Source organism: Bradyrhizobium sp. McL0616 (assembly GCF_049993385.1).
Taxonomy (GTDB): domain Bacteria; phylum Pseudomonadota; class Alphaproteobacteria; order Rhizobiales; family Xanthobacteraceae; genus Bradyrhizobium.
In genome coordinates, this window is the sequence record NZ_CP188255.1 from 1125814 (window position 1) to 1147445 (window position 21632).

A 21632-nucleotide genomic window follows, 5' to 3' on the forward strand; every position below is an offset into this window, starting at 1 on the left:
TTCAGCATAACCGATCTATGCCGCGACAACAGACTCGCGCGCCGCCGGCGCCGCGCTGAGCAGTCGCGTCGCATCGCTGAGATGCACGAGCTTTCCGGCGGCGATCACCGCGACGAGCCGTGGCCGTAGCGGCACGGCGCCGTCGACGAGCAGAATGTCAGCCCGGCGTCCTGCGGCGAGCGTGCCGCGATCGGTCAGTCCGGTCGCTTGCGCCGGTGCCGAGGAGACCAGCTTCCAGGCCTCCGTCAGCGGCAGCACGCCGTCGGCGGCGAGGCGGAACGCGGCCAGCAGAGGCGCGGGATAGTAATAGTCCGACGCCAGCACCGAGCACAGTCCCTTGGCGATCATGTCGGACGCTTTGGTCCAGCCGGTGTGGCTGCCGCCGCGAAGCACGTTCGGCGCGCCGTAGACAATGGCATCGCCGCTGCTTGCGGCTTCTCGCGCGGTCTCCTCGTTGATCGGAAACTCGGCGAGGGTCACGCCGAGGCTGCGAAAACCCCGGCGCATCGCCGGCGTCGCATCGTCATGCGAGAGCATCCGCACCCCGGCCGCACGGGCCGCAGCAGCGAGCCGGGTGATCGCTGCCGGAACGTCGGCGGCGCGCGAAACGATGTGCGCGACCAGCCTGTCAAAATCCTCGCTCGACAGCCCGGTGCGCTCCACCATGCGGTTGCGCTTGCGCGGATTGGAGATGTCGGCAACGACCCCGTCCATATGGTCGTTGAAGGCGAACAGGTCGACGCGGCCTTCCGCCAGCCACTGGCTGATCTCGTCCTCGGCATCGAGATTGTAGGTCTCATGCCGCAGATGGAAACGGGTGTCGGCGGAAAATTGCGGGCGCTGCCGTTCGATCGCCTCGAGCAGGCGCCGCGCATTGTCGCCGCTGCGCAGGCCCGGCTCCCACGACCAGGTCGTGGCGTGGAACACCGTAGTGACGCCGTTGCTGATGACCTGGCGGTCGGTGTCGGCGAGCGCGACGTCGATCGGAAAGTCGACGCCGGCGCGCGGCATCATCTGCCGCTCGAAGGCATCGCCGTGCAGATCGACGATGCCCGGCAGGACCAGCAGATTGCGCGCATCGATCGCCAGCCGCGCGCTGCTGCGAGAGGCACCGATCTGCGCAATGTCCGTTCCGGACACGCTGAGTGACGTCTCGATGAACTCGGAGCCGATCAGGGCTCGGCCGCCCTCAAGCAGAATGTCTGTCACGCGACCGCGCTTCGTTTGCTGGCTGTGGAACTCGTGCGTGCTTCATACGTGGAGAGGAAATCTTCAATCCCGAGCTTGCGAAAATCGGGCAGCGCTTCACGCAATTTGTCGTGATCCCACTCCCACCAGGCGAACCTGGCAAGCCGCCCGGCGACGTCTTCCGAAAATCTGCGGCGCACGATGCGCGCTGGATTGCCGGCGACGATGGTGTAGGCCGGCACGTCCTTGGTGACGATGGCGCCGGCCGCAATCACCGCACCGGTGCCGATGTTGCGGCCGGGCAGCACGACCGCGCCATGGCCGATCCAGACATCATGGCCGATATGGACATGGTGCTGGCGCCGCCAGTCGAAAAACTCGGCGTCGTCGCTCTCACCCTCGAAGTAGGCGCTGGAGCGGTAGGTGAAATGCGCCTGCGTCGCGCGGTGCATCGGATGATTGCCGGGATTGATCCGCGTCATCGCCGCGATCGAGCAGAATTTTCCGATGGTCGTGTAGGTGATCTGGGCGTCGTTCACGACGTAGGAGTAATCGCCCATCGCGACGTCATGCAGGATCGTGCGCGCGCCGACCTCGGTATAGACGCCAAGCCTGGTCTCATGCAGCTTTGCCGAAGGATCGATGGTCGGTTGGACCGAAAGCACCTTGGCGGCCATGTTGCATCCGAAAGCTCGAGAACGGGCGTACCTCTTCGAGTGGCTTGATGACAATGTTATGACGCCGTGATGACAGGGGACGAGGTGTGTTGGATCGCCGCACCGCAGCGGGTGTGTCACACAAGTGTCAAGCGCCAGCGTTAGCGGTGGGTCCGAGCTACTCTGGAGCCCTACATGCTGGTGGTTGAAGGTCTGACGTGCCGCTTTGGCGCAAAAGCCGCGGTCGACGACGCTTCGTTTCAAATTGCCCCCGGCGGCTTCGTCGGCGTGATCGGGCGTTCCGGCGCCGGCAAATCGACTTTGTTGCGGACCATCAACCGGCTCGCGACGCCAACACAGGGCCGAATCCTGTTCGACGGCATCGATGTCACCGCGCTGCGCGGCAAGGAGCTGCGGCAGTGGCGCGCGCGCTCGGCGATGATCTTCCAGCAGTTCAACCTGGTCGGGCGGCTCGACGTGCTCACCAATGTCCTGATGGGACGCCTTGCAAAGATGCCGGCCTGGCGGTCGCTGTCGCAGACCTGGCCCGAGCAGGACAAGGCGCTGGCGATGTCGGCGCTCGAACAATTCGACATCGCCTCGCTTGCCGCCCAGCGTGCTGATCAGCTCTCCGGCGGCCAGCAGCAGCGCGTTGCGATTGCCCGCGCGCTGGTCCAGCAGCCCGACATCATCCTTGCCGACGAGCCGATCGCCTCGCTCGATCCGCGCAACACCAAGATCGTCATGGATGCGCTGCTGCGTATCAACAAGCATTTCGGCATCACCGTGCTCTGCAATTTGCATTCGCTCGATCTGGCGCGCAGCTATTGCGACCGCCTGATCGGCATGTCGGCAGGCCGCGTGGTGTTCGACGGCGCGCCGTCCGCGCTGACCGATCTCGTCGCGCGTGAGCTCTACGATCTCGAAGCCACCGATGTCATGGGTGGCTCGCATGCGCCGGCGCCTGAGGGCGTCCCGGCGCTCGGAACCGCCGCGGCCGCTTAAGCCGCGTCAGTATCTTCAGTTTCGCGTCAACCGACCCCAACCGATGAAGAGAGTATCATGATCACTCGCAGACTAGTCCTTGCCGGCGCCGCCGCGCTTGCGTTCACGACTTCCGCCTCCGCCGACGACTGGAAAGCCAAATATCCCGAGCTGACCTTTGCGGTCATTCCGGCAGAAAACGCCTCGGGCGTTACCGAGCGCTGGGCGCCGTTCATGAGCTATCTCTCCAAGGAATTGGGCGTGAAGGTCACGCTGCGCATCGCCAACGACTACGCTGCTGTGATCGAAGGCCAGCGTGCCGGCAACATCCACATCGCGAGCTATGGCTCGGCGTCGTTCGCGCGCGCCCGCCTGACCGGCGTCAAGACCGACGCCTTCGCCAACGACATCAACGCCGACGGCTCGACCGGCTACTACTCGGTGTTCTTCGTCAAGGCGAGCAGCCCCTACAAGAGCGTCGATCAGCTCAAGGGCAAGAACCTTGGCCTCGTCGACCCGAATTCGACCTCCGGCAACAACGTGCCGCGCTTTGAGCTCGACAAGATGGGCGTTCCGGACGCCGACACCTATTTCAGCAAGGTCGTCTTCACCGGCAGCCATGAGAACGCGATCCTGGCGCTGGCGCAGGGCACGGTCGACGTTGCGGCCAATCAGTGGACCAGCGATGATGATTCCACTCTGGCGCAGATGCTGACCAAGGGCATGCTGAAGAATGCCGACGGCTCGGCGATGAAGAAGGATGATTTCCGCATCATCCACAAGTCGGCGCCGATCATCAACGGCCCCTACGCCTACAACTCCGACCTGCCGGAAGAGGCCAAGGCGGCGATCGCGAAAGCGTTCTTCGACGCGCCGGCCAAGGATAAGGCGGCCTTCGATCGCCTTCAGGACGGCCAGAAGAAGGGTTTTCATCCCGCCACCACCAAGGACTGGGATGGCACGATCGAGCTGATCAAGTTCGTCGATGCATTGCGCAAGAAGAAGGCGTCCTGAGTCTCGGGACGACGCCACTGGAGCCGGGTCGATGGACCCGGCTCTTTCTCTTTGATCGACCACCTTTCCTGACCAGATGACCGTTGCGGTTTCGATCCTCCCCCAGCAGCAGCTCGCCGTGCTCAACGCCGCCTATCGCCAGGCGGTCGCGCGCAGGCGGCTCCGACTCCTGCTGGGAGTCGTGATCTTCGCAGCAGCACTGTTGCTCGCCGCGATCGGCGCGGAAGTGAACCTGCGCACCCTGTTCGCCCATTTCGGCAATTTCGTCAGCTATTTCGATCGCATCCTCACACTCGACAGCGGCCAGCGGGTTTGGACCGATGTCGGCGAGTGGCTGTGGGGCTGGCGCAAATGGCTGAAGATGCTGGGTGAGACGCTGCTGATCAGCTATGTCGGCACATTGATCGGCGCCACTTTCGCTTTCGCCCTGAACTTCCTTGCCGCTGAAAACACCTCGCCCTCACCCTGGCTGCGCTTCGTGGTGCGGCGCTTGCTCGAATTCGCCCGCACCGTCCCCGGCATCGTCTTCGCGCTGATCTTCGTGATCGCATTCGGGCTGGGTCCGATGGCTGGTGTGCTCGCGATTGCAATCCACTCCACCGGCGCGCTCGGCAAGTTGTTTTCGGAGATTGTCGAGAATGCCGACATGAAGCCGGTCGAAGGCATCCGCTCGACCGGCGCGAGCTGGCTCTCCTGCATGCGTTTCGCGATCCTGCCGCAGGTCACCGCAGGTTACGCCAGCTACGCGCTGCTCCGGTTCGAGGTCAATGTCCGCGAAGCTTCCGTCATGGGCTTTGTCGGTGCCGGCGGCATCGGCCAGGAGCTCGTCGTCGCTATCCGCAAATTCTACTATTCGGACGTCAGCGCCATCCTGCTCATGATCATCGTCACCGTCTTCATCATCGACATCTCGACCGGCTGGCTGCGCGGCCGACTGTTCGGCAAGGAGGCGCGGACGTGACGAAGCCGCAGCAGGTCGACACCGCGCAAATCCGCGCGCGCTATCCGGATGTGTTCAACCGCCCAGCCTCGGCGCGGCTTGCGACCCCGGCAATGATCGTCGCGGCGCTTGGCATTTTCATTTACGGACTCGTCGATCTCGATTTCTCGCCATCGCGTTTCGTCGCCGGCCTGAGCCAGCTTGGCTGGATCAGCATGATGATGATCCCGCCGGATCCCGGCTCGTCGCTGCCGATTTATCTCAAGGCGCTCGGCGAGACGCTGTCGATCGCGCTGCTCGGCACGACCCTGGCCGCAATATTCGCGCTGCCGGTCAGCCTTCTCGCCGCGCGCAATGTCGTGCCGAACATCCTGCGCTTCCCGGTCCGCCGCTTCCTCGACTCGATCCGCGGCGTCGACACGCTGATCTGGGCGCTGGTGTGGATCAATGTGGTCGGACTCGGCCCGTTCGCCGGTGTGCTCGCGATCGCCGTGTCGGATTTCGGCGCCTTCGGCAAGCTGTTCTCCGAGGCGATCGAAGGCGCCGACCAGAAGCAGGTCGAGGGCATCCGCGCCTCCGGCGGCAGCGCCCTGCACGAGATCCGCTTCGGCCTGCTGCCGCAGGTGCTGCCCGTGATCGCCGGCCAGGTGCTCTATTTCATCGAATCCAACACCCGTTCGGCCACCATCATCGGCATCGTCGGTGCCGGCGGCATCGGCCTCCAGCTCGCCGAGCAGATCCGCGTGCTGGAATGGCAGAAGGTGTCGTTCCTGATTCTGATGATCTTGGTCACCGTCGCCGCGATCGATTTCGTATCGAGCAAGCTGCGTTTCGCCATCATCGGGCGGCGGGCTGTGGCTTAGTCTTGGCCTCTCCCCGTAAGAACGGGGCGAGGGAGAAGAGGCAGCCCGCCCTACGATTCCACCAGAAACTCCACCCGCTCCGCCACAAAACGCGAGTGCTTGGTCACCAGCGGCTTGCCGTCGAGGTCGAGGTCGGTGGCATCGACCACCAGGATCGGACGTCCGAGCGGAAGATCGAGCCGCGCAGCGTCGGTCGCATCGACGATGCCCGCGGTGATCCGGGTCGCGCCACGGCGATAGTCGCGAACCCCGTAATGCTCGAGCAGCTTCGTCATCGAGCGCGTCGCGGCGAACACGTTGCCCGCTCCCGGAAATAGCTCCGCCGACAACCAGGTGGTTGAGACGCAGATCGGCGTGCGGTCGGCGAGGCGAATGGCCTCGATCCGCACCAGCGGCGCGCCGACCTTCAGGCCAAGCTCGCGCGCCAGCTCGCGGGTTGCGACGTCCTCGGAGGCTTCGATCAACTGTCCGCGCGGCTCGCGCCCGCCGGCGCCGACGATCTCGGAGAAACGCGTGCGCGAACGTAGCGGATAGGCGAGCTTCTGTGCCTCGACATAGGTGCCGCTGCCTCGCTCGGCACGCACCAGGCCGCGTTCGGCAAGGGCTGCGAGCGCGCGCCGCACCGTATGGCGGTTGACGCGATAGGTTTCGGCGATCTCCATCTCGCCCGGCAGCTTGTCGCCTGCGGCGAAGCGACCGTCGGCGATGCCGCGCTCGATGCCGTCGGCAACGAGGCGCCACAGCGCGACGCCCGAAGAGGCGGTGTCCTGCATGCTCATATCGCCGACCAGCCTAGCCCGAAAATCATACGCTTGTCACGAAACAGTCATGGCGCTTCCGTATCAAGTTGTCTAGTATCATAGACAACTTGAGTTCGGCAAGGTCGGTGGATTCGGTGACCCAGCACAATACCCAGCAAGCCCAGCGCAAGGCCGCCATGGCCGTGCTGGCGCACGCGGAGGCGGGCGAGATCGCCGCCCGCCTCCGCACGATTCCCTTGCCCGGCCATCAGGATCTGCGTGAACCCGAGAACGGCCTGGTGATGTTGCGCGGCCGGGTCGGCGGCGACGGCGCGCCGTTCAACCTCGGCGAGGCGACGGTGTCGCGCGCCGCGGTCCGACTAGCGAGCGGCGAGGTCGGTTTCGGCTACACGCTCGGGCGCGACGGTGAGAAGGCTCGGCTGATCGCGCTGTGCGATGCGCTGGCGCAGTCGCAGGACTTTGGCGCAGCTGTGGAGCGCGATGTTATCGCGCCGTTGCGCGAGCAGCTTATGATTCGGCGCAAGCAGGCGGCGGAAGAGACCGCCGCGACGAAGGTTGATTTCTACACCATGGTGCGCGGTGAGGGGTGAGGCCATGACCACGATTGCGGAACTGCCGCCGGGTTTCGTCGACAAGGTGTTGTCGGCGCAATCGACCTTTCGCTCGGTGATGGACGCTATGGCGCGGCCGGGATCGGTCCAGCGCATCGTGCCGATGGCGGGAACGCCCGGACCGATGATGCGCGGCACCGCCGCGATCGCGCTGACGCTGTTCGACCACGATACGCCGCTCTGGCTCGATGCCCGGATGTCGGAGAGTTCCGACGTGGTGAAATGGCTGAAGTTCCACACCGGCGCGCCGGTCATCCAGGACTCCTCGATCGCGAGCTTTGCGTTGATCAGCGATGGCGCCTTGCTTCCGGCGCTGGAGCGTTTTGCGCTCGGCACCAGCGAATATCCGGATCGCTCGACCACGTTGATCGTTCAGGTCGAAAGCCTGGATGCGGGCCGCAGTTTCGAGCTGCGTGGCCCCGGCATCGATGGCGTCACAGCCCTCCAGGCAGCGATCAGGCCCGCCGATCTGTTCGAGCGGCTGCGTATGAACGAAGCGCTGTTTCCGCGCGGCATCGATGTGGTGCTGGTCGCCGATGACTCCGTGGTTGCGATCCCGCGCACCACGCGCGTCGTGAGCAAGGGAAGCTAAGCATGTATGTCGCAGTCAAAGGCGGCGAGCGCGCCATCGAGAACGCCCACCGCCTGCTCGCCAATGCGCGGCGCGGCGATAGAAGCGTTGCGGAAGTCACGCTCGACCAGATATCGGAGCAGCTTGGCCTCGCCGTAGACCGCGTCATGAGCGAGGGCTCGCTGTACGACCGCGAGCTCGCGTCGCTCGCGATCAAGCAGGCGCGCGGTGATCTGATCGAGGCGATCTTCCTGGTTCGCGCCTTCCGCGCTACGCTGCCGCGTTTCGGCGCCAGCGAGCCGGTCGACACCGGCGCGATGCGGGTGCAGCGGCGGGTGTCATCGACCTTCAAGGACATTCCCGGCGGCCAGATCCTCGGCCCGACTTTTGACTACACGCATCGCCTGCTCGATCCCTCGCTTGCTGAGGGCTTCGTGCCAGAAGTGCCGGCTGTGGCCGAAGCCTCGACCGCGCCGACGCCGCGCGTGACCGACATTCTGGGCCGCGACGGGTTGATCGAATCCTCACCGCAAGCCGAAGACGGCGCCAGCGTCGGCGATCTCACCCGCGAGCCGCTCAACTTCCCCGCGGACCGCGATTTGCGCCTGCAAAATCTCGCGCGTGGTGACGAAGGCTTTCTGCTGGCGATGGGCTATTCCACCCAGCGCGGTTATGGCCGCAACCATCCCTTTGCCGGCGAGATCCGCTTCGGTGAGGTCGAGGTCGAATTCTCCGCGGAGGATGTGGGCTTCGCCGTGCCGCTCGGCTCGATCGAACTCACCGAGTGTCAGATGGTCAACCAGTTCAAGGGCTCTGCAACGGAAGCGCCGTGCTTTACCCGCGGCTATGGCCTTGCGTTCGGCCAAAGCGAGCGCAAGACCATGTCGATGGCGCTGGTCGATCGTGCGCTGCGCGCCCGCGAACTCGGCGAAGAGGTGGGAGCACCGGCGCAAGATGAAGAATTCGTGATGTCGCATTCGGACAACGTCCAGGCCACCGGCTTCGTCGAGCACTTGAAGCTGCCACACTATGTCGACTTCCAGTCCGAGCTCGGCCTCTTGCGCAAGCTGCGGAAAGAATTTGCCGAGGCCAATGCTCCTGACGTCATGAAGGAGGCCGCGGAATGAACGCGCCCGCCTACAACTTCGCCTATCTCGACGAACAGACCAAGCGGATGATCCGCCGCGCCATCCTCAAGGCGATCGCGATCCCCGGTTATCAGGTGCCGTTCGCCAGCCGCGAAATGCCGATGCCCTATGGCTGGGGCACGGGCGGCGTGCAGGTCACCGCCGCGATCCTCGGACCCGCCGACGTGCTGAAGGTGATCGACCAGGGCTCCGACGACACGACCAATGCGATCTCGATCCGAAAATTCTTCGCCAAGACCGCCGGCGTTGCGACAACGACGGCTACGGAAGATGCAACGGTGATCCAGACCCGTCACCGCATTCCCGAGACGGCGCTGCACGCAAATCAGGTGCTGGTCTATCAGGTGCCGATCCCGGAGCCGTTGCGCTTCCTCGAACCGCGCGAGACCGAGACGCGGCGCATGCATGCGCTCGCCGAATACGGCCTGATGCATGTCAAGCTCTACGAGGACATCGCGCGCTTCGGTCATATCGCGACCGCCTACGCTTATCCGGTGAAGGTCAACGCGCGCTATGTGATGGACCCGTCACCGACGCCGAAATTCGACAATCCCAAGATGGACAATTGCCCGGCGCTGCAATTGTTCGGCGCTGGCCGCGAGAAGCGCATCTACGCGATCCCGCCTTACACCCAGGTCGTATCGCTCGATTTCGAGGACCACCCGTTCGAGCCCTACCGCTTCAACGCGCCCTGCGCGCTATGCGCGGCCGAGAACTCCTACCTCGATGAGATCGTGACCGACGACAAGGGCGGGCGCATGTTCGTCTGCTCGGACACGGACTTCTGCGAGGGACGTCAGGCCGCCGGTCATCATGGTAGCCTCAGCGCGGCGCCGTACAAGGAGAAGGCGCATGGTTGATCAAGCTGTTCTCGAAAATGCCGAGCCGTTGCTGGTCGCAAAATCTCTCAGCAAGTCCTACGGTCGCATCGCGGCGTGTCGCGACGTTTCCTTTTCGCTCTATCCCGGCGAGGTGCTGGCGATCGTCGGCGAATCGGGCTCTGGCAAGTCGACGCTGCTCCAGCTGCTGTCGGGCCAGCTCGCGGCCAGCGGCGGGCATGTGTCCTACCAGATGCGCGACGGCGTCACCCGCGATCTTGCCAGCTTGGGCGAAGCCGAGCGTCGCTTCCTGTTCCGCACCGATTGGGGTTTTGTGCATCAGGATCCCGCGCAGGGCCTGCGCATGGCGGTCTCGGCCGGCGCCAATGTCGGCGAGCGGCTGATGGCGGTGGGGTGGAACCACTATGGCCGCATCCGCGACACCGCGTCCGACTGGCTCACCCGTGTCGAGATCGACGTCGCGCGTATCGATGATGCGCCGCGCACCTATTCCGGCGGCATGCGCCAGCGCCTCCAGATCGCGCGCAATCTCGTCACCGAGCCGCGGCTCGTCTTCATGGACGAGCCGACCGGCGGGCTCGATGTCTCCGTGCAGGCCCGCCTGCTCGACCTCCTGCGCAGCCTCGTCGCCGAGCTGAACCTCGCCGTCATCATCGTCACCCATGACCTCGCGGTCGCGCGGTTGCTGTCGCACCGCGTGATGGTGATGAAGGGCGGTCGCGTCATCGAGACCGGCCTCACCGACCAGGTGCTCGACGACCCGCGCGAGCCTTATACGCAACTCCTCGTCTCCTCGATTTTGCCGCCATAAGCCTTCCAATATGAGTCTTCCAATGACCGCCATGATCGACATCGCCGACGCCAAGAAGACCTTTACGATGCACCTGCAAGGCGGCATCGAATTGCAGGTGGTGAGCGGCGTGACCTTCCACGTCAATCCCGGCGAGTGCGTCGTGCTGTCCGGCCCGTCCGGCGCCGGAAAATCGTCGATCCTGAAGATGATCTTCGGAAATTACCGCTGTGACTCCGGCCGGATCGCCATCCGCCATCGCGGCGAGGTGATCGATCTCGCCACCGCCGAGCCGCGGCAGGTCCTCAATGTGCGCCGTGCGACCATCGGCTATGTCAGCCAGTTTTTGCGGGCGGTGCCGCGGGTTGCGACCATCGACGTCGTCGCCGAGCCTTTGATCGTGAACGGCATGGCCCGAGCCGATGCGCAGGCGCGCGCGGGCGGCCTGCTGCATCGGCTCAACATCCCCGAGCGGCTCTGGCAGCTGCCGCCCGCGACCTTCTCCGGCGGCGAGCAGCAGCGCGTCAACATCGCGCGCGGCTTCATCTCGGATCTGCCAATCCTGCTGCTCGACGAGCCGACTGCCTCGCTCGATGCCGCCAACCGCGCCGTCGTGGTCGAACTGATCGCCGAGAAGAAGCGCCAGGGCACAGCGATGGTCGCGATCGTACATGATGACGAGATCCGCCATCTGATCGCCGACCGCATCGTCGACGTCACCAGCTTTGCCGCCGCGGCCTGAAGGAAGAGAACGACATGAAGCCGAAGGACACCGTGATCGCCAACGCCAGGATCGTGCTGGCTGACCGGGTGATCGAACAGGGCTGGCTCGCGCTTGCGGATGGCCGCATCGCCGAGATCGGCCAGGGCAGGGCGCCGGCGGGTGCTGACGACACCGGCGGCGATTTGATCATGCCCGGCCTGATCGAGCTCCACACCGACCATCTCGAAGCACACTATGTGCCGCGGCCAAAAGTGTTCTGGAATCCGGTCGCAGCCGTCATCTCCTATGACGGCCAGCTCGCCACATCAGGCATCACCACGGTGTTCGATTCGCTCCGGGTCTGGCGCGAGGACGGCGCCGAGGAGGTCGATGGCCGCGCCGGCGTGCTCGCCGCCGCGATCACGACCGCGCGTGACGCCGACCTCTTGCGCGCCGATCACTTCCTGCACCTGCGCTGTGAAATCCCGATGCCGAGCGTGGTCGAGGAAGCCAAGGAGCTGATCGACCGTCCCGACGTGCGCCTGATGTCGTTGATGGATCATACCCCCGGCCAGCGCCAGTTCCGCGACGAGGTCAAGCTGCGCGACTATTATCGCGGCAAGGGTGGCGGCAAGACCGATGCCGAGCTCGACGAATTGTTCGCGAAGCGCTTCGAATATCAGAAGACCTATGCCGCGACCAACATGCGCGAGATTGTGGCGCTGGCGCACAAATACAACATCCCGCTCGCCAGCCATGACGACACCACTGAGGAGAACGTCGTGGATGCCGTGCGCGATGGCGTTTCGGTGGCGGAATTTCCGACCACGCTGGAGGCCGCGCGCGGCCTGCATCAGGCCGGCATCGACATCCTGATGGGCGCGCCGAACGTGGTGCGCGGCGGCTCGCATTCCGGCAACATTGCAGCGGTCGATCTCGCCCGCGAAGGCCTGCTCGATATCCTGTCGTCGGACTACATTCCGTCGAGCCTCCTGATGGCTGCGCTGCAATTGCCGGAGCACGCGCCCGCGATCAGTCTTCCGGCAGCGGTCCGCACCGTGACCAAAGCACCTGCCGAGGCCGTCGGCCTGTTCGACCGCGGCGAGATCGCAATCGGCAAGCGCGCTGATTTGATCCGCGTGCACGTGGCCGGCAGCGTTCCCGTCGTTCGCAGCGTCTGGCGCGAGGGAGGCCGTGTCGCATGAGCGAGACCGTCACGGCAGCTGGCAAGCAGGTGAGCGCGATCGGCCCCGGGCGACTGGTGCTCGTGGTCGGCCCGAGCGGCGCCGGCAAGGACACGCTGCTGCGGCTGGCGCAGGCGGCCTGCGTCGATGATCACGAAATCGTCTTCCCGCGCCGTGTCGTGACGCGCGCATCCTCGGCCGACGAGGACAATATTGCGGTGAGCCCTGATGAATTCGGTCGCGCGCGCGATCACGGCGATTTCGCCGTGCATTGGGACGCGCATGGGCATTCCTACGCGCTGCCGATCGAGATCAACGACGACATCCGTGCAGGCCGCGCCGTCGTCGTCAACGTCTCGCGCACGGTGATTGCGGCGTTGCGCGGGACTTACGCCAATGTCGTCGTAGTCGCGATCACGGCGCCGCCGGACGTGCTGGCGCAGCGGCTGGCCGCGCGCGCCCGTCACAGTGACGGCAATATCGCGGACCGCTTGTCGCGTAGCGTCGATGATACGACTGCGGCTGCCGATGTCACCATACTCAACGCCGGCAGCGCGGACTATCACGGCCGCCAGCTCGTGCGCGTGATCAGGAATCAATGCTGGCGCGATTAGGCGCTGGCGCAACCTGGAGGGTGTGGAATGACGGTGATCAATACGGTCGAGGAGCTAGAGGCCATCTACGGCGCCACCAACGACGCCTCGACCGTGAAAGTCGCCGACCATGTCACGCCGCTCTACCGCATCTTCATCGAGAAGGCGCCATTTGCAGCGCTCGCCACCATCGGCCCGGAGGGGATCGACTGCTCGCCGCGCGGCGATCTCCCCGGCTTCGTCCGCATCCATGATTCGCGTACGCTAATGCTGCCGGATCGCCGCGGCAACAACCGGGTCGATTCCCTGCGCAACATCGTCCGCGATCCCCGCGTGTCGCTGATGTTCTTGATCCCCGGCTCCGGCAACGCGGTCCGCGCCAATGGCCGCGCGAATCTCTCGGTCGATCCCGAGCTGCTCGCATCGTTCAAGGTCGAGGGCAAGGCGCCGCGCAGCGTGATGGTGATGAACGTGGAAGAGATCTACTTCCAGTGCGCCCGCGCCATCGTCCGCTCCGATCTCTGGAATCCCGACAAGCGCATCGATCCGAAGACCTTGCCGACGCCGGGGCAGATCCTCGCCGAGATGAGCCAGAACACGGTCGGTGGCGATGAGTACGATCGCATCTGGCCTGAGCGTGCTGCGGCGACGATGTGGTGAGTTCTTACCCTCTCCCCCTGTGGGAGAGGGTGTCTCGCGGCGAAGCGGCGAGACGGGTGAGGGGTCTCTATCCTCACGAAAAGCGTTGCTCGCGGATAGATACCCCTCATCCGGCGCTTTGCGCCACCTTCTCCCACAAGGGGAGAAGGAAGAGCCTCCTCAATTAAACGCCATCCCGCCGCTCAACGCGATCGTCTGGCCGGTCATGTAGGCATTGTCGACCAGCAGCATCACGGCTTTTGCCACCTCCTCCGCCGTGCCGAAGCGGCCGAGCGGAATGCGGCTGACGAGTTGCGGCTGGCCGCTCATCATGTCGGTCTCGATCAGCGACGGCGCCACCGCATTGACGGTGATGCCTTCCTTCACCAGCCGCGCTGCGTAACCTCGCGTGAGGCCCTCCATGCCGGCCTTGCATGCGTTGTAGTGTGGACCGATCGACCCTGCGCCGCGCGCGGCGCCGGAGGAGATGTTGACGATGCGGCCCCATTTCCTGGCGCGCATCGCCGGCAGCACCGCTTGCGTGCACAGGAAGACGGATTTCAGATTGACCAGGATGGTGCGGTCGAAATTGTCTTCGGTGAGATCGTCGATGCCGCGTGTGATCGCAATGCCGGCATTGTTGACGAGGATGTCGATCGGCCCAAGCTCCGCCGTGATGTGCTCGACCATCCCGGCCACGGCGCCGCGCTGTGACACGTCGGCAGCAATGGAGATCGCGCGATCGCCGCGCTTGTTGATCTCGCTCGCCAACTCCTCGGCCTGCCCGATCCGCTCACGGCAGTTGATCGCCACGGCTGCGCCGGCTTCCACCAGCAGGCGGCAGACCGCAGCGCCGATCCCGCGCGAGCCGCCGGTGACGAGTGCCGTGCGTCCCTTCAGATCATTCGCCATGTCTGGACCTCCCAAATTGTCTGCTTTGTGGCTCCTGGAAGCGTATCATGCCGGCCGCGCGCCCGCGTTGAACTCATCGCGAGATGAATCCGTCTGCCGGTGCTTGCGGCGGGAGAAGTGCCAATGCGCGCCCGTGGCAATTATGGATAGCCATTTCATTGACCAATTGGCGCGAACCCTCGATATTTAGAGGATCGAAACTGCTCTCCTTGAGTCGAAGCCGCGATATGAGAACCGATCACCAGCGTAGCCCGAACGACATGCACGAATGCATGACGCGACGCTGTTTCTCGGCGGCCACCGGCGCCTGTTGTTGTTGCTGATCATCCTCTAGCAACACCTCACACCGCAAATCTTAAGACAGGAACGCCGAACTCCCGGCGAGCGAGCAGTCATGTCCCAAGGCCAATTTCAAGCCCAGTCAAACGCCTACATCATCGAAATCCACGACCGCGCCGCCGGCATCGTCACGAGGGATGAGCGGGGCTTCCGCTTCTTCTCCTCCGAGCGCCTGTTCGACAGCCTCGAAGGCCGGCAGTTCCGCTCGGCACGCGAGGCCGAGCGCGCCGCCCGCGCCGTGTACTCCGAGCGGAGCCGGCGCTTGAATTCTCCACTCCTAGCCTACTGATCCCACCGAAAGGGGCCACATATGATCACGCGCCTACACATTCTCGCAACGACACTCCTGCTCGCGACTGCCCTGGCCGCACCCGCGCACGCCGAGGACAAGCCGACTGAGATCCGCATCGGTACACAGAAGGGCGGTTTCTTCCCGGCGGTGCGCCAGCGTCAGACGCTCGAAAACGCGTTCAAGCCGCTCGGCATCGAGATCAAATGGATCGATTTCCAGTTCGGTCCGCCGCTGCTGGAGGCCATCAATGTCGGCAGCGTCGATTTCGGCTTTGTCGGTGATACCCCGCCGATCTTTGCCCAGGCTGGTGGCGCCAAGATCCGTTACGTCGCGGCCGTGAAGTCGGAGGGCGACAATCAGGCGATCATCGTTCCGAAGGACTCTCCGATCAAGACACTCGCCGACCTCAAGGGCAAGCGCGTCGCTTTCGGCAAGGGATCGAGCGCGCACAATCTGCTGGTCGCGTCGCTCGAGAAGGCCGGTCTCTCCTGGTCCGACATCACGCCGGCGGCGCTCGCGCCGGCCGATGCGACGGCGGCCTTCGTGAAGGGCTCGGTCGATGCCTGGTCGATCTGGGATCCGTATCTCGCGCTCGCCGAATTGAAGGAGAACGCGCGCGTGCTCGTCTTCGACAAGGACGTCCACAAGCCGAACGCCTTCTACATCGCCGGCAGCGACTTCGTAGAGAGATATCCGTCGCTCGTTGCGAAGCTCAACACGACGTTCGCGTCCGAAGGCGTGTGGGCGGAGGCACATCACGAGGAAGTGGCGAAGGCGCAGGCCGAAGTGACCGGCGTTGACATCGAAGCGATCCGCCGCTTCGTCAACCGCTCCAGCTATAGCGTGGTGCCGCTCGACGCCGAGGTGATCAAGAGCCAGCAGGCCGTGGCGGACCGCTTTGCCAAGCTCGGCCTGATCCCGAAGCCGGTCAATGTCTCCGACATCGTCTGGACGTGGACGCCGGGCTCCTGAGCGGGGCGCTAGCCTCTCAGCGCTGCAAGTAACTCATCCGGTCGCTCGGCCATGATCATGTGGCCGGCGCCCGGCACCACGATCGTCTTGGCATGCGGGATCGCCGCGGCGAGCGTCTTGCCCGCCTTCGCCGGTGTCATCATGTCGCGCTCGCCGAGAATGAACGTGGTCGGCACCTTGACGCTCGCCGCGGCGCTGAGCGCACTCGCATAGGAATTGCAGGCCGACAAATCCTTGAACAGCACGCCCGGCTCGCAATGCCTGAGCACCGCTTGCGCGCCGCCATGCATCCACAGGCCCGGCGCGAGGCTGCCACCGAGTTCTGCGTTGAAGCCGAGGCCCCAGATCGAGACCATGTCGTTGGCATCCTGCGAGTTTGCCTCGGCCGCCTTGAGCAGATCCGGGCCGACCGTCATGGTCGCTGCCGTGCCGATCAGGCTCAGCGCTGACACCTTGTCGGGATGCCGCGCTGCGGTCTCAAGCGAGATCAGCGAGCCCATGGAGTGGCCGATCAGGTGGGCCTTCGCCGCACCGGCCGCATCGAGCAGCGCCGCGGTCCAGTCGGCCATCTCGGCGATGCTTGCAAGCGAGGGGCCGGCCGAGCGGCCATGGCCGGGCAGGTCCGGCGCGAGCACGCCAAAACCGTGATGCGCGAACCAGCGCGTATGCAGCGCCCAGGTCGAATGATCGAAGCCGGCACCATGGAGGAAGACCACCGCGGGCAGGGACTTGTCGAATTCCCGGCCGCCGGTTGCGACAAACACCTCGGCGCCGTTGACGGAAAGCTTCATGGTGTCAGACCTTCTGCGAGATGCGCAGCGCCTGCGCCAGATCGTCGATGATGTCGGAGGCGGTTTCGATACCGACCGACAGCCGCACCAGCTCCTCGCCGATGCCGGCGGCCTTGAGCTGCTCGGCATCCATCTGCTGATGCGTGGTCGAGGCGGGGTGAATCACCAACGTCTTGGCGTCGCCGACATTGGCAAGATGGCTGATCATGCGCAGCGACTCGATGAACTTGCGGCCCGCGGGCCGACCGCCCTTGATGCCGAAGGAAACGATCGAGCCAGCGCCGCGCGGCAGCAGCTGTTTTGCGAGCTGATAGTCCGCGTGGTCCTCAAGCGAAGGATGCAGCACCCAGTCGACGGCCTTGTTGGACTTCAGTGCTTCCAGGACCAGATGGGTGTTCTGGATGTGGCGGTCCATGCGCACGCCGAGTGTTTCCACGCCTTGCAAGAGCTGGAACGGGTTGGTCGGTGACAGGCAGGCGCCGAAATCGCGCAGGCCTTCAGTGCGCGCGCGCATGATGAAGGCGGCGGTGCCGAACTGCTCGTCGAAGACGATGCCGTGATAGCCGCCATAGGGCTCGGTCAGCACGCCGAATTTTCCGGAGGCGCGCCAGTCGAAGCGGCCGCCGTCGACGAGAGCGCCGCCGATCGCGATGCCGTGGCCGCCGATCCATTTGGTCGCGGAATGCATGACGATGTCGGCCCCGAGCTCGATCGGACGGCTGAGATAGGGCGTGGCAAAGGTGTTGTCGATCAGCAGCGGAATTTTTGCGTCATGCGCGATCGCCGCAACCTTCGGAATGTCCAGCACCTCCAGCCCGGGATTGCCGATGGTCTCGCCGATCACGAGCTTCGTGTTCGGCTTGATCGCCGCGCGGAACGCGTCGAAATCGCGCGGCTTCACAAATGTGGTGGTGATGCCGAAGCGCGGCAGCGTGTGCGCCAGCAAATTGATGGTGCCGCCATAGAGCGAGCTCGACGCCACGATGTGATCGCCGGCATTCAACAGCGTGGCGATGGCGAGATGCAGCGCGGCCATGCCGCTCGCAGTGCAGATCGCGCCAACGCCGCCTTCCAGCGCCGCGAGCCGCTCTTCCAGCACGCCGGTGGTCGGATTGGAGATCCGGGTATAGATGTGGCCGGCACGCTCGAGATTGAACAGCGCGGCGGCATGGTCGGAATCCTGGAACACGTAGGACGTGGTCTGGTAGATCGGCACCGCGCGGGCGCCGGTGGCGGGATCCGGATGCTGGCCCGCATGCAGGCTCAGGGTTTCGAAGGCAGGCGGCTTGGGCGCGGGCATGCTTGGCCTCGTTGGTCTGTCGGCGGTGGCGGCCCTTGTGCCACAAAATGGCGGGGCGCGTCAGCCCATTGACAGGGCTGCGCGGGGGCTCGCAGCGCTAGCCAACACTGCCGCGGATTGCCTGCTCAATCGCACGGGCTTCCCGCAGCAAAATCTCCGCGACCTCCTGCTCGCGGCGTGGGCCGAGCCTGGTCCGAACGGCGGAGACTGTCATCGCCGCGGCCGGTCGGCCGTCCGGGGTCTTGATCCAAATGGAGATCGATTTCGTGCCCTGCACGAGGCCGATCTCCCGCATACCGTATCCGCGCCGTCGCGCCGCGCTGACCTGGGCGAGCACAGTCGCGACGTCGGCACGGTAGGCCTCGAGCCGCTTCTCATTGGCTGCGACGATTTTTCGCGCGTCCTGCGCCGGCATTGCGGCGAGGATGGCGACGCCTGCGCTGCTGACGCCGAGCGGACGGCGCGCGCCGACCTCGATCGACAGCACCTGGATCGGGAAGGCGCCAATCCTGCGGTCGACGCACAGTGTGTCATTGCCGGTCCGCACCGTCAGAAACAGCGTGTCGCCGATCTCGGCGGAGGCGCGCCGCAGCGAAGGCCCTGCCGCGACCAGCAGCGGCGAGGGCCGCGGGCGCGCGAGCGCCAGCTCCGGCACCTGGTTGCCGATTGCGTAGCGGCCGGTCCTGCCGTGTCGCTCGACGATGCCTTCCTCGATCAGCACGTGGACGATGCGATGCACGGTCGGGCGGGTGAGGCCTGTCGCCTGCACGACCTCGACCAGCGGCACACCGTCTTCGCGCCCTGCGGCAAGAATGCGCAGCACCGAAAGCGCGCGCCGGATCGCCTGCGCGCCCTGTCGCGGTTCCGTCATGCCGCGGGTAGATATCGACGAAGGTCTCTTGTCCATAATATGGACAAGAACGCCACAATTCACTCGACAGGTAAAGCACGCATCTGGAGATTGCGGTCCGATCGAGATGCTGTGCGCGACGTCATGGCAGTCGACATGAAATTGGAAGCGCCGCCGGGAGGTTAACATGAGATTAATCTGGATTGCCATTGCAGCCGCAGCTGCGATGCTGGCGGCGCCCGCGGCGGCCCAGCAATGGCCGGCGCGCAGCGTCAAGCTGCTCGTGCCCTATCCGGCCGGCGGCAATGTCGACAGCGCGGCGCGCATCATCGCCGACAAGCTCCAGGAAAAGCTCGGCCAGCCCTTCATCATCGAGAACAAGGCCGGCGCCGGCGGCATGATCGCGGGGGAGGCCTTTGCGAAATCAGCGCCCGACGGCTACACGCTGTTCGTCGGCGCCAACGGCCCGGTGCTGTTCGCGACCGAGATCAACAAGCGCGACGCCTATAGCTGGAAGAAGGACTTCCTGCCGATCTCGACGATCTCGATGACGCCGCTGGTGCTGGAGGTTCACCCCTCGGTCCAGGCCACGACGCTGAAGGAGTTTCTCGATCTCGCCAAGCGCGAGCCCGGCAAATTGACGATGGCTTCGCCAGGCCCCGGCACCACCAATCATCTGGTCAGCGAATTGATGCAGTCCAGCCTCGGGCTGCAATGGGTCACCGCGCACTATCGCGGCAACGCGCCGGCGACCAATGATCTGCTCGGCGGGCAGGTGCAGTTTGCATTCGACCAGCTCTCGGTCAGCCTGCAATACATCAAGAGCGGCCTGTTCCGCGCGCTCGCCGTCACCAGCCCGCATCGGCTGAACGCGCTGCCCGACGTGCCGACCTTTGCCGAGCTCGGCTACAAGGATTTCGACGCCCAGACCTTTACCGGCCTGTTCGCGCCTGCGGGCACGCCGGCGCCGATCGTCGACAAGCTGCATGAGACGCTGGTCGCGATCCTGAAAGACCCCGCCGTGGTCGACAGGTTCGACAAGCTTGGCGCCGAAGCGGTGCCGATGACGCCGGCCGAGTTCACGGCCTATCTCGAGCGCGAGGACGCCAAGTGGATTCCGATCGTGCGCAAGGCCAACATCAGGGCTGATTGACCAATGCGGATCGACCCTACCGAACTCGGAGCGGAGCGCATCTACCGGCTGATGACCGGCATCGTGGTGCCGCGCCCGATCGCCTGGGTGACCAGCCTGTCGCGCAGCGGCGTGCTCAACCTCGCCCCCTTCAGCGCCTTTACCTTCGTCTCGCAGAAGCCGCCGATGCTCGCCATCAGCGTCGGCCGCAAGGGCGCCGATTACAAGGACACCGCATACAACATCCTCGACACCGAGGAATATGTGATTCACATCGCCGATACGCCGCTGATGAACGCCGTGCATGACAGCTCCGTCGAGCATCCGCCCGAAATCAGCGAGGTCGCGGAGCTCGGCCTCGAGACGATCGCCAGCGAGCGCATCAAGGTGCCGCGGCTTGCGGTCGCACCCGTCGCGATGGAGTGCCGCTTCCGGCAATGCCTTGAATTCGGTGATGCCCGCAGCCGGTTGATCGTCGGTGAGGTCGTGATGTTCCACATCCGCGACGGCCTCGTGATCGACGGCAAGGTCGAAACCAAAGCGCTCGACCCGATCGCCCGTATCGGCGGCCCCCGCTACGCCCGCCTCGGCGAGATCGTGACACTTGGCGCCGTGTTCCAGACCCCGAAATCGACCGACTGAACGCGCGGGCCGGGCGCGCTCGCCAGACCGCACGAAGATCATTGGAGAGAACGACAATGCGATTGCTGAGCTATCTCCTGGACGGAGAACCGCGTTACGGCGCCGCGGTCGACGGCGGTGTCGTCGACCTGACCAAGCGGATTGGCCAAGATTTTTCCGATGTGAGGGCATTGATCGCTGCCAACGCGCTCGCCGATGCGCAGGAGGCGGTCGCCGGTCAAAAGCCGGATTATGCGCTCGAGGACCTCATCCTGCTTCCGCCGGTGCTGGCGCCGGAAAAGCTTTGGTGCATCGGCGTCAATTACGCCGAGCGCAATGCCGAATATAAAGACAGCTCGGATCTGCCCAAATATCCGAGCCTGTTCGTGCGCAGCATGTCGTCGATGACTGGCTCCGGCCAGCCAATCGAGAAGCCAAAGGTGTCGGAGCAGCTCGACTACGAGGGCGAGCTCGTCATCGTGATCGGCCAGGGCGGCCGTCATATCCCGCGCGAAAAGGCCTGGTCGCATATCTTCGGCATGACGCTCTGCAACGAGGGTACAATCCGCGACTGGCTGCGTCACGGCAAGTTCAACGTCACCCAGGGCAAGAACTTCGATCGCTCCGGCAGTATCGGTCCGTGGATCGTCACGGCGGACGAGCTCGACCCGCGCGGGCCTCATGACATCATCACCCGCGTCAACGGCGAGGTGCGGCAGCAGGATACGACGGAACGGCTGATGTTCCCGTTCGATGTCCTGATCTCCTATCTCTCGACTTTCGCCACCCTGAAGCCAGGCGACATGATCGTGACGGGCACGCCGACCGGCGCGGGCGCCCGCTTCGACCCACCGCGCTGGCTGAAGGTTGGCGACGTCGTCGAAGTCGAGTCGAGCCGCATCGGCGTGCTCAGCAACACCGTCGCAGCGGAGCAATAGA

The 21632-nt window shown here is 64.8% G+C and carries 25 protein-coding genes; 18 read left to right on the top strand and 7 right to left on the bottom strand.

Features of this window, described 5'->3' with window-relative positions; genetic code table 11:
* Nucleotides 1-15: 15 nt before the first annotated feature.
* Nucleotides 16-1209 carry an alpha-D-ribose 1-methylphosphonate 5-triphosphate diphosphatase gene (locus ACPPVR_RS05435; RefSeq protein WP_426613230.1) on the bottom strand — a complete coding sequence of 398 codons (1194 nt, stop codon included), beginning with the start codon at nucleotides 1207-1209 and terminating at the stop codon, nucleotides 16-18.
* Nucleotides 1206-1865: a chloramphenicol acetyltransferase gene (locus tag ACPPVR_RS05440; protein ID WP_426613231.1), complete on the bottom strand. Its 660-nt coding sequence runs from the start codon at nucleotides 1863-1865 to the stop codon at nucleotides 1206-1208. The genes ACPPVR_RS05435 and ACPPVR_RS05440 overlap by 4 nt, the downstream gene beginning before the upstream one ends.
* A gap of 174 nt (nucleotides 1866-2039) precedes the next feature.
* Between ACPPVR_RS05440 and phnC the strand changes: the two genes are divergently transcribed.
* From phnC to phnE (ACPPVR_RS05460), 4 genes are all read left to right on the top strand, one after another.
* Complete coding sequence (gene phnC / locus ACPPVR_RS05445) at nucleotides 2040-2849, top strand: phosphonate ABC transporter ATP-binding protein (RefSeq protein ID WP_426613232.1); 810 nt, start codon at nucleotides 2040-2042, stop codon at nucleotides 2847-2849.
* 57 nt (nucleotides 2850-2906) lie between these two features.
* Nucleotides 2907-3842 (top strand): phosphonate ABC transporter substrate-binding protein, encoded by a 936-nt coding sequence (gene phnD / locus ACPPVR_RS05450; protein ID WP_426613233.1) that lies wholly within the window; start codon nucleotides 2907-2909, stop codon nucleotides 3840-3842.
* A gap of 76 nt (nucleotides 3843-3918) precedes the next feature.
* A complete protein-coding gene (gene phnE / locus ACPPVR_RS05455) occupies nucleotides 3919-4803 on the top strand; it encodes a phosphonate ABC transporter, permease protein PhnE (RefSeq protein WP_426613234.1) in 885 nt (294 codons plus the stop codon).
* Nucleotides 4800-5645: a phosphonate ABC transporter, permease protein PhnE gene (gene phnE, locus ACPPVR_RS05460; protein WP_426613235.1), complete on the top strand. Its 846-nt coding sequence runs from the start codon at nucleotides 4800-4802 to the stop codon at nucleotides 5643-5645. The genes phnE (ACPPVR_RS05455) and phnE (ACPPVR_RS05460) overlap by 4 nt, the downstream gene beginning before the upstream one ends.
* 50 nt (nucleotides 5646-5695) lie before the next feature.
* Here phnE (ACPPVR_RS05460) and phnF read toward each other — a convergent pair whose 3' ends face one another.
* On the bottom strand, nucleotides 5696-6424 hold the full coding sequence (gene phnF / locus ACPPVR_RS05465; protein WP_426613236.1) for a phosphonate metabolism transcriptional regulator PhnF: 729 nt from the start codon (nucleotides 6422-6424) through the stop codon (nucleotides 5696-5698).
* Nucleotides 6425-6531: 107 nt separating this feature from the next.
* On the opposite strand from phnF, the gene phnG reads away from it, so the two are divergent.
* From phnG to ACPPVR_RS05510, 9 genes are read left to right on the top strand one after another with little or no spacing between them, the layout of a single operon-like run.
* Nucleotides 6532-6996 (top strand): phosphonate C-P lyase system protein PhnG, encoded by a 465-nt coding sequence (gene phnG, locus ACPPVR_RS05470; RefSeq protein WP_426613237.1) that lies wholly within the window; start codon nucleotides 6532-6534, stop codon nucleotides 6994-6996.
* Between the two features lie 4 nt (nucleotides 6997-7000).
* Nucleotides 7001-7609 carry a phosphonate C-P lyase system protein PhnH gene (gene phnH, locus ACPPVR_RS05475; RefSeq protein WP_426613238.1) on the top strand — a complete coding sequence of 203 codons (609 nt, stop codon included), beginning with the start codon at nucleotides 7001-7003 and terminating at the stop codon, nucleotides 7607-7609.
* 2 nt (nucleotides 7610-7611) lie between these two features.
* On the top strand, nucleotides 7612-8715 hold the full coding sequence (locus ACPPVR_RS05480) for a carbon-phosphorus lyase complex subunit PhnI (RefSeq protein WP_426613239.1): 1104 nt from the start codon (nucleotides 7612-7614) through the stop codon (nucleotides 8713-8715).
* Nucleotides 8712-9596 (top strand): alpha-D-ribose 1-methylphosphonate 5-phosphate C-P-lyase PhnJ, encoded by an 885-nt coding sequence (locus ACPPVR_RS05485; protein WP_426613240.1) that lies wholly within the window; start codon nucleotides 8712-8714, stop codon nucleotides 9594-9596. Before ACPPVR_RS05480 ends, ACPPVR_RS05485 begins: the two co-directional genes overlap by 4 nt.
* A complete protein-coding gene (gene phnK / locus ACPPVR_RS05490) occupies nucleotides 9589-10386 on the top strand; it encodes a phosphonate C-P lyase system protein PhnK (protein WP_426613241.1) in 798 nt (265 codons plus the stop codon). The genes ACPPVR_RS05485 and phnK overlap by 8 nt, the downstream gene beginning before the upstream one ends.
* 22 nt (nucleotides 10387-10408) lie before the next feature.
* Nucleotides 10409-11107, top strand: a complete 699-nt coding sequence (phnL, locus tag ACPPVR_RS05495) for a phosphonate C-P lyase system protein PhnL (RefSeq protein ID WP_426613242.1) — start codon at nucleotides 10409-10411, stop codon at nucleotides 11105-11107.
* 14 nt (nucleotides 11108-11121) lie between these two features.
* The gene (locus ACPPVR_RS05500; RefSeq protein WP_426613243.1) at nucleotides 11122-12273 is read left to right on the top strand and encodes an alpha-D-ribose 1-methylphosphonate 5-triphosphate diphosphatase; all 1152 of its coding nucleotides are present in this window, start codon (nucleotides 11122-11124) and stop codon (nucleotides 12271-12273) included.
* On the top strand, nucleotides 12270-12866 hold the full coding sequence (gene phnN, locus ACPPVR_RS05505; RefSeq protein ID WP_426613244.1) for a phosphonate metabolism protein/1,5-bisphosphokinase (PRPP-forming) PhnN: 597 nt from the start codon (nucleotides 12270-12272) through the stop codon (nucleotides 12864-12866). Before ACPPVR_RS05500 ends, phnN begins: the two co-directional genes overlap by 4 nt.
* A gap of 27 nt (nucleotides 12867-12893) precedes the next feature.
* Entirely contained in the window at nucleotides 12894-13505 is a 612-nt protein-coding gene (locus tag ACPPVR_RS05510; protein WP_426613245.1) for a pyridoxamine 5'-phosphate oxidase family protein, read from the top strand.
* A 159-nt stretch (nucleotides 13506-13664) separates the two neighbouring features.
* On the opposite strand, the gene ACPPVR_RS05515 is transcribed toward ACPPVR_RS05510, so the two are convergent.
* Nucleotides 13665-14396, bottom strand: a complete 732-nt coding sequence (locus ACPPVR_RS05515; protein ID WP_426613246.1) for an SDR family NAD(P)-dependent oxidoreductase — start codon at nucleotides 14394-14396, stop codon at nucleotides 13665-13667.
* A gap of 394 nt (nucleotides 14397-14790) precedes the next feature.
* Between ACPPVR_RS05515 and ACPPVR_RS05520 the strand changes: the two genes are divergently transcribed.
* A complete protein-coding gene (locus ACPPVR_RS05520) occupies nucleotides 14791-15024 on the top strand; it encodes a hypothetical protein (RefSeq protein WP_426613247.1) in 234 nt (77 codons plus the stop codon).
* Nucleotides 15025-15045: 21 nt separating this feature from the next.
* A complete protein-coding gene (locus ACPPVR_RS05525) occupies nucleotides 15046-15999 on the top strand; it encodes an aliphatic sulfonate ABC transporter substrate-binding protein (protein WP_426613248.1) in 954 nt (317 codons plus the stop codon).
* 8 nt (nucleotides 16000-16007) lie between these two features.
* Here ACPPVR_RS05525 and ACPPVR_RS05530 read toward each other — a convergent pair whose 3' ends face one another.
* The 3 genes from ACPPVR_RS05530 to ACPPVR_RS05540 all read right to left on the bottom strand — a co-directional run bounded on the left by ACPPVR_RS05530 (nucleotide 16008) and on the right by ACPPVR_RS05540 (nucleotide 18997).
* Nucleotides 16008-16790 (bottom strand): alpha/beta fold hydrolase, encoded by a 783-nt coding sequence (locus ACPPVR_RS05530; protein ID WP_426613249.1) that lies wholly within the window; start codon nucleotides 16788-16790, stop codon nucleotides 16008-16010.
* A 4-nt stretch (nucleotides 16791-16794) separates the two neighbouring features.
* On the bottom strand, nucleotides 16795-18090 hold the full coding sequence (locus ACPPVR_RS05535) for an O-acetylhomoserine aminocarboxypropyltransferase (protein WP_426613250.1): 1296 nt from the start codon (nucleotides 18088-18090) through the stop codon (nucleotides 16795-16797).
* A gap of 97 nt (nucleotides 18091-18187) precedes the next feature.
* Nucleotides 18188-18997, bottom strand: a complete 810-nt coding sequence (locus ACPPVR_RS05540) for an IclR family transcriptional regulator (RefSeq protein WP_426613251.1) — start codon at nucleotides 18995-18997, stop codon at nucleotides 18188-18190.
* 130 nt (nucleotides 18998-19127) lie between these two features.
* Between ACPPVR_RS05540 and ACPPVR_RS05545 the strand changes: the two genes are divergently transcribed.
* The 3 genes from ACPPVR_RS05545 to ACPPVR_RS05555 are packed head-to-tail and all read left to right on the top strand — an operon-like array spanning nucleotide 19128 to nucleotide 21631.
* Nucleotides 19128-20093 (top strand): Bug family tripartite tricarboxylate transporter substrate binding protein, encoded by a 966-nt coding sequence (locus ACPPVR_RS05545; protein WP_426613252.1) that lies wholly within the window; start codon nucleotides 19128-19130, stop codon nucleotides 20091-20093.
* Between the two features lie 3 nt (nucleotides 20094-20096).
* The gene (locus tag ACPPVR_RS05550) at nucleotides 20097-20714 is read left to right on the top strand and encodes a flavin reductase family protein (protein WP_426613253.1); all 618 of its coding nucleotides are present in this window, start codon (nucleotides 20097-20099) and stop codon (nucleotides 20712-20714) included.
* A gap of 56 nt (nucleotides 20715-20770) precedes the next feature.
* The gene (locus tag ACPPVR_RS05555; protein ID WP_426613254.1) at nucleotides 20771-21631 is read left to right on the top strand and encodes a fumarylacetoacetate hydrolase family protein; all 861 of its coding nucleotides are present in this window, start codon (nucleotides 20771-20773) and stop codon (nucleotides 21629-21631) included.
* The last annotated feature ends 1 nt before the right edge of the window (nucleotide 21632 follow it).

Bases quoted from the DNA above. Each gene is read 5' to 3' on its own strand.
- ACPPVR_RS05550 (WP_426613253.1), top strand. From the start codon at position 20,097: ATGCGGATCGACCCTACCGAACTCGGAGCGGAGCGCATCTACCGGCTG.
- ACPPVR_RS05535 (WP_426613250.1), bottom strand. From the start codon at position 18,090: ATGCCCGCGCCCAAGCCGCCTGCCTTCGAAACCCTGAGCCTGCATGCG.
- ACPPVR_RS05555 (WP_426613254.1), top strand. From the start codon at position 20,771: ATGCGATTGCTGAGCTATCTCCTGGACGGAGAACCGCGTTACGGCGCC.
- ACPPVR_RS05520 (WP_426613247.1), top strand. From the start codon at position 14,791: ATGTCCCAAGGCCAATTTCAAGCCCAGTCAAACGCCTACATCATCGAA.
- ACPPVR_RS05485 (WP_426613240.1), top strand. From the start codon at position 8,712: ATGAACGCGCCCGCCTACAACTTCGCCTATCTCGACGAACAGACCAAG.
- ACPPVR_RS05480 (WP_426613239.1), top strand. From the start codon at position 7,612: ATGTATGTCGCAGTCAAAGGCGGCGAGCGCGCCATCGAGAACGCCCAC.
- phnF (WP_426613236.1), bottom strand. From the start codon at position 6,424: ATGAGCATGCAGGACACCGCCTCTTCGGGCGTCGCGCTGTGGCGCCTC.
- ACPPVR_RS05540 (WP_426613251.1), bottom strand. From the start codon at position 18,997: ATGGACAAGAGACCTTCGTCGATATCTACCCGCGGCATGACGGAACCG.
- phnH (WP_426613238.1), top strand. From the start codon at position 7,001: ATGACCACGATTGCGGAACTGCCGCCGGGTTTCGTCGACAAGGTGTTG.
- ACPPVR_RS05515 (WP_426613246.1), bottom strand. From the start codon at position 14,396: ATGGCGAATGATCTGAAGGGACGCACGGCACTCGTCACCGGCGGCTCG.
- phnK (WP_426613241.1), top strand. From the start codon at position 9,589: ATGGTTGATCAAGCTGTTCTCGAAAATGCCGAGCCGTTGCTGGTCGCA.
- ACPPVR_RS05545 (WP_426613252.1), top strand. From the start codon at position 19,128: ATGAGATTAATCTGGATTGCCATTGCAGCCGCAGCTGCGATGCTGGCG.
- phnD (WP_426613233.1), top strand. From the start codon at position 2,907: ATGATCACTCGCAGACTAGTCCTTGCCGGCGCCGCCGCGCTTGCGTTC.
- phnE (WP_426613234.1), top strand. From the start codon at position 3,919: ATGACCGTTGCGGTTTCGATCCTCCCCCAGCAGCAGCTCGCCGTGCTC.
- ACPPVR_RS05510 (WP_426613245.1), top strand. From the start codon at position 12,894: ATGACGGTGATCAATACGGTCGAGGAGCTAGAGGCCATCTACGGCGCC.
- phnC (WP_426613232.1), top strand. From the start codon at position 2,040: ATGCTGGTGGTTGAAGGTCTGACGTGCCGCTTTGGCGCAAAAGCCGCG.
- ACPPVR_RS05530 (WP_426613249.1), bottom strand. From the start codon at position 16,790: ATGAAGCTTTCCGTCAACGGCGCCGAGGTGTTTGTCGCAACCGGCGGC.
- ACPPVR_RS05500 (WP_426613243.1), top strand. From the start codon at position 11,122: ATGAAGCCGAAGGACACCGTGATCGCCAACGCCAGGATCGTGCTGGCT.
- ACPPVR_RS05525 (WP_426613248.1), top strand. From the start codon at position 15,046: ATGATCACGCGCCTACACATTCTCGCAACGACACTCCTGCTCGCGACT.
- phnL (WP_426613242.1), top strand. From the start codon at position 10,409: ATGACCGCCATGATCGACATCGCCGACGCCAAGAAGACCTTTACGATG.
- phnN (WP_426613244.1), top strand. From the start codon at position 12,270: ATGAGCGAGACCGTCACGGCAGCTGGCAAGCAGGTGAGCGCGATCGGC.
- ACPPVR_RS05440 (WP_426613231.1), bottom strand. From the start codon at position 1,865: ATGGCCGCCAAGGTGCTTTCGGTCCAACCGACCATCGATCCTTCGGCA.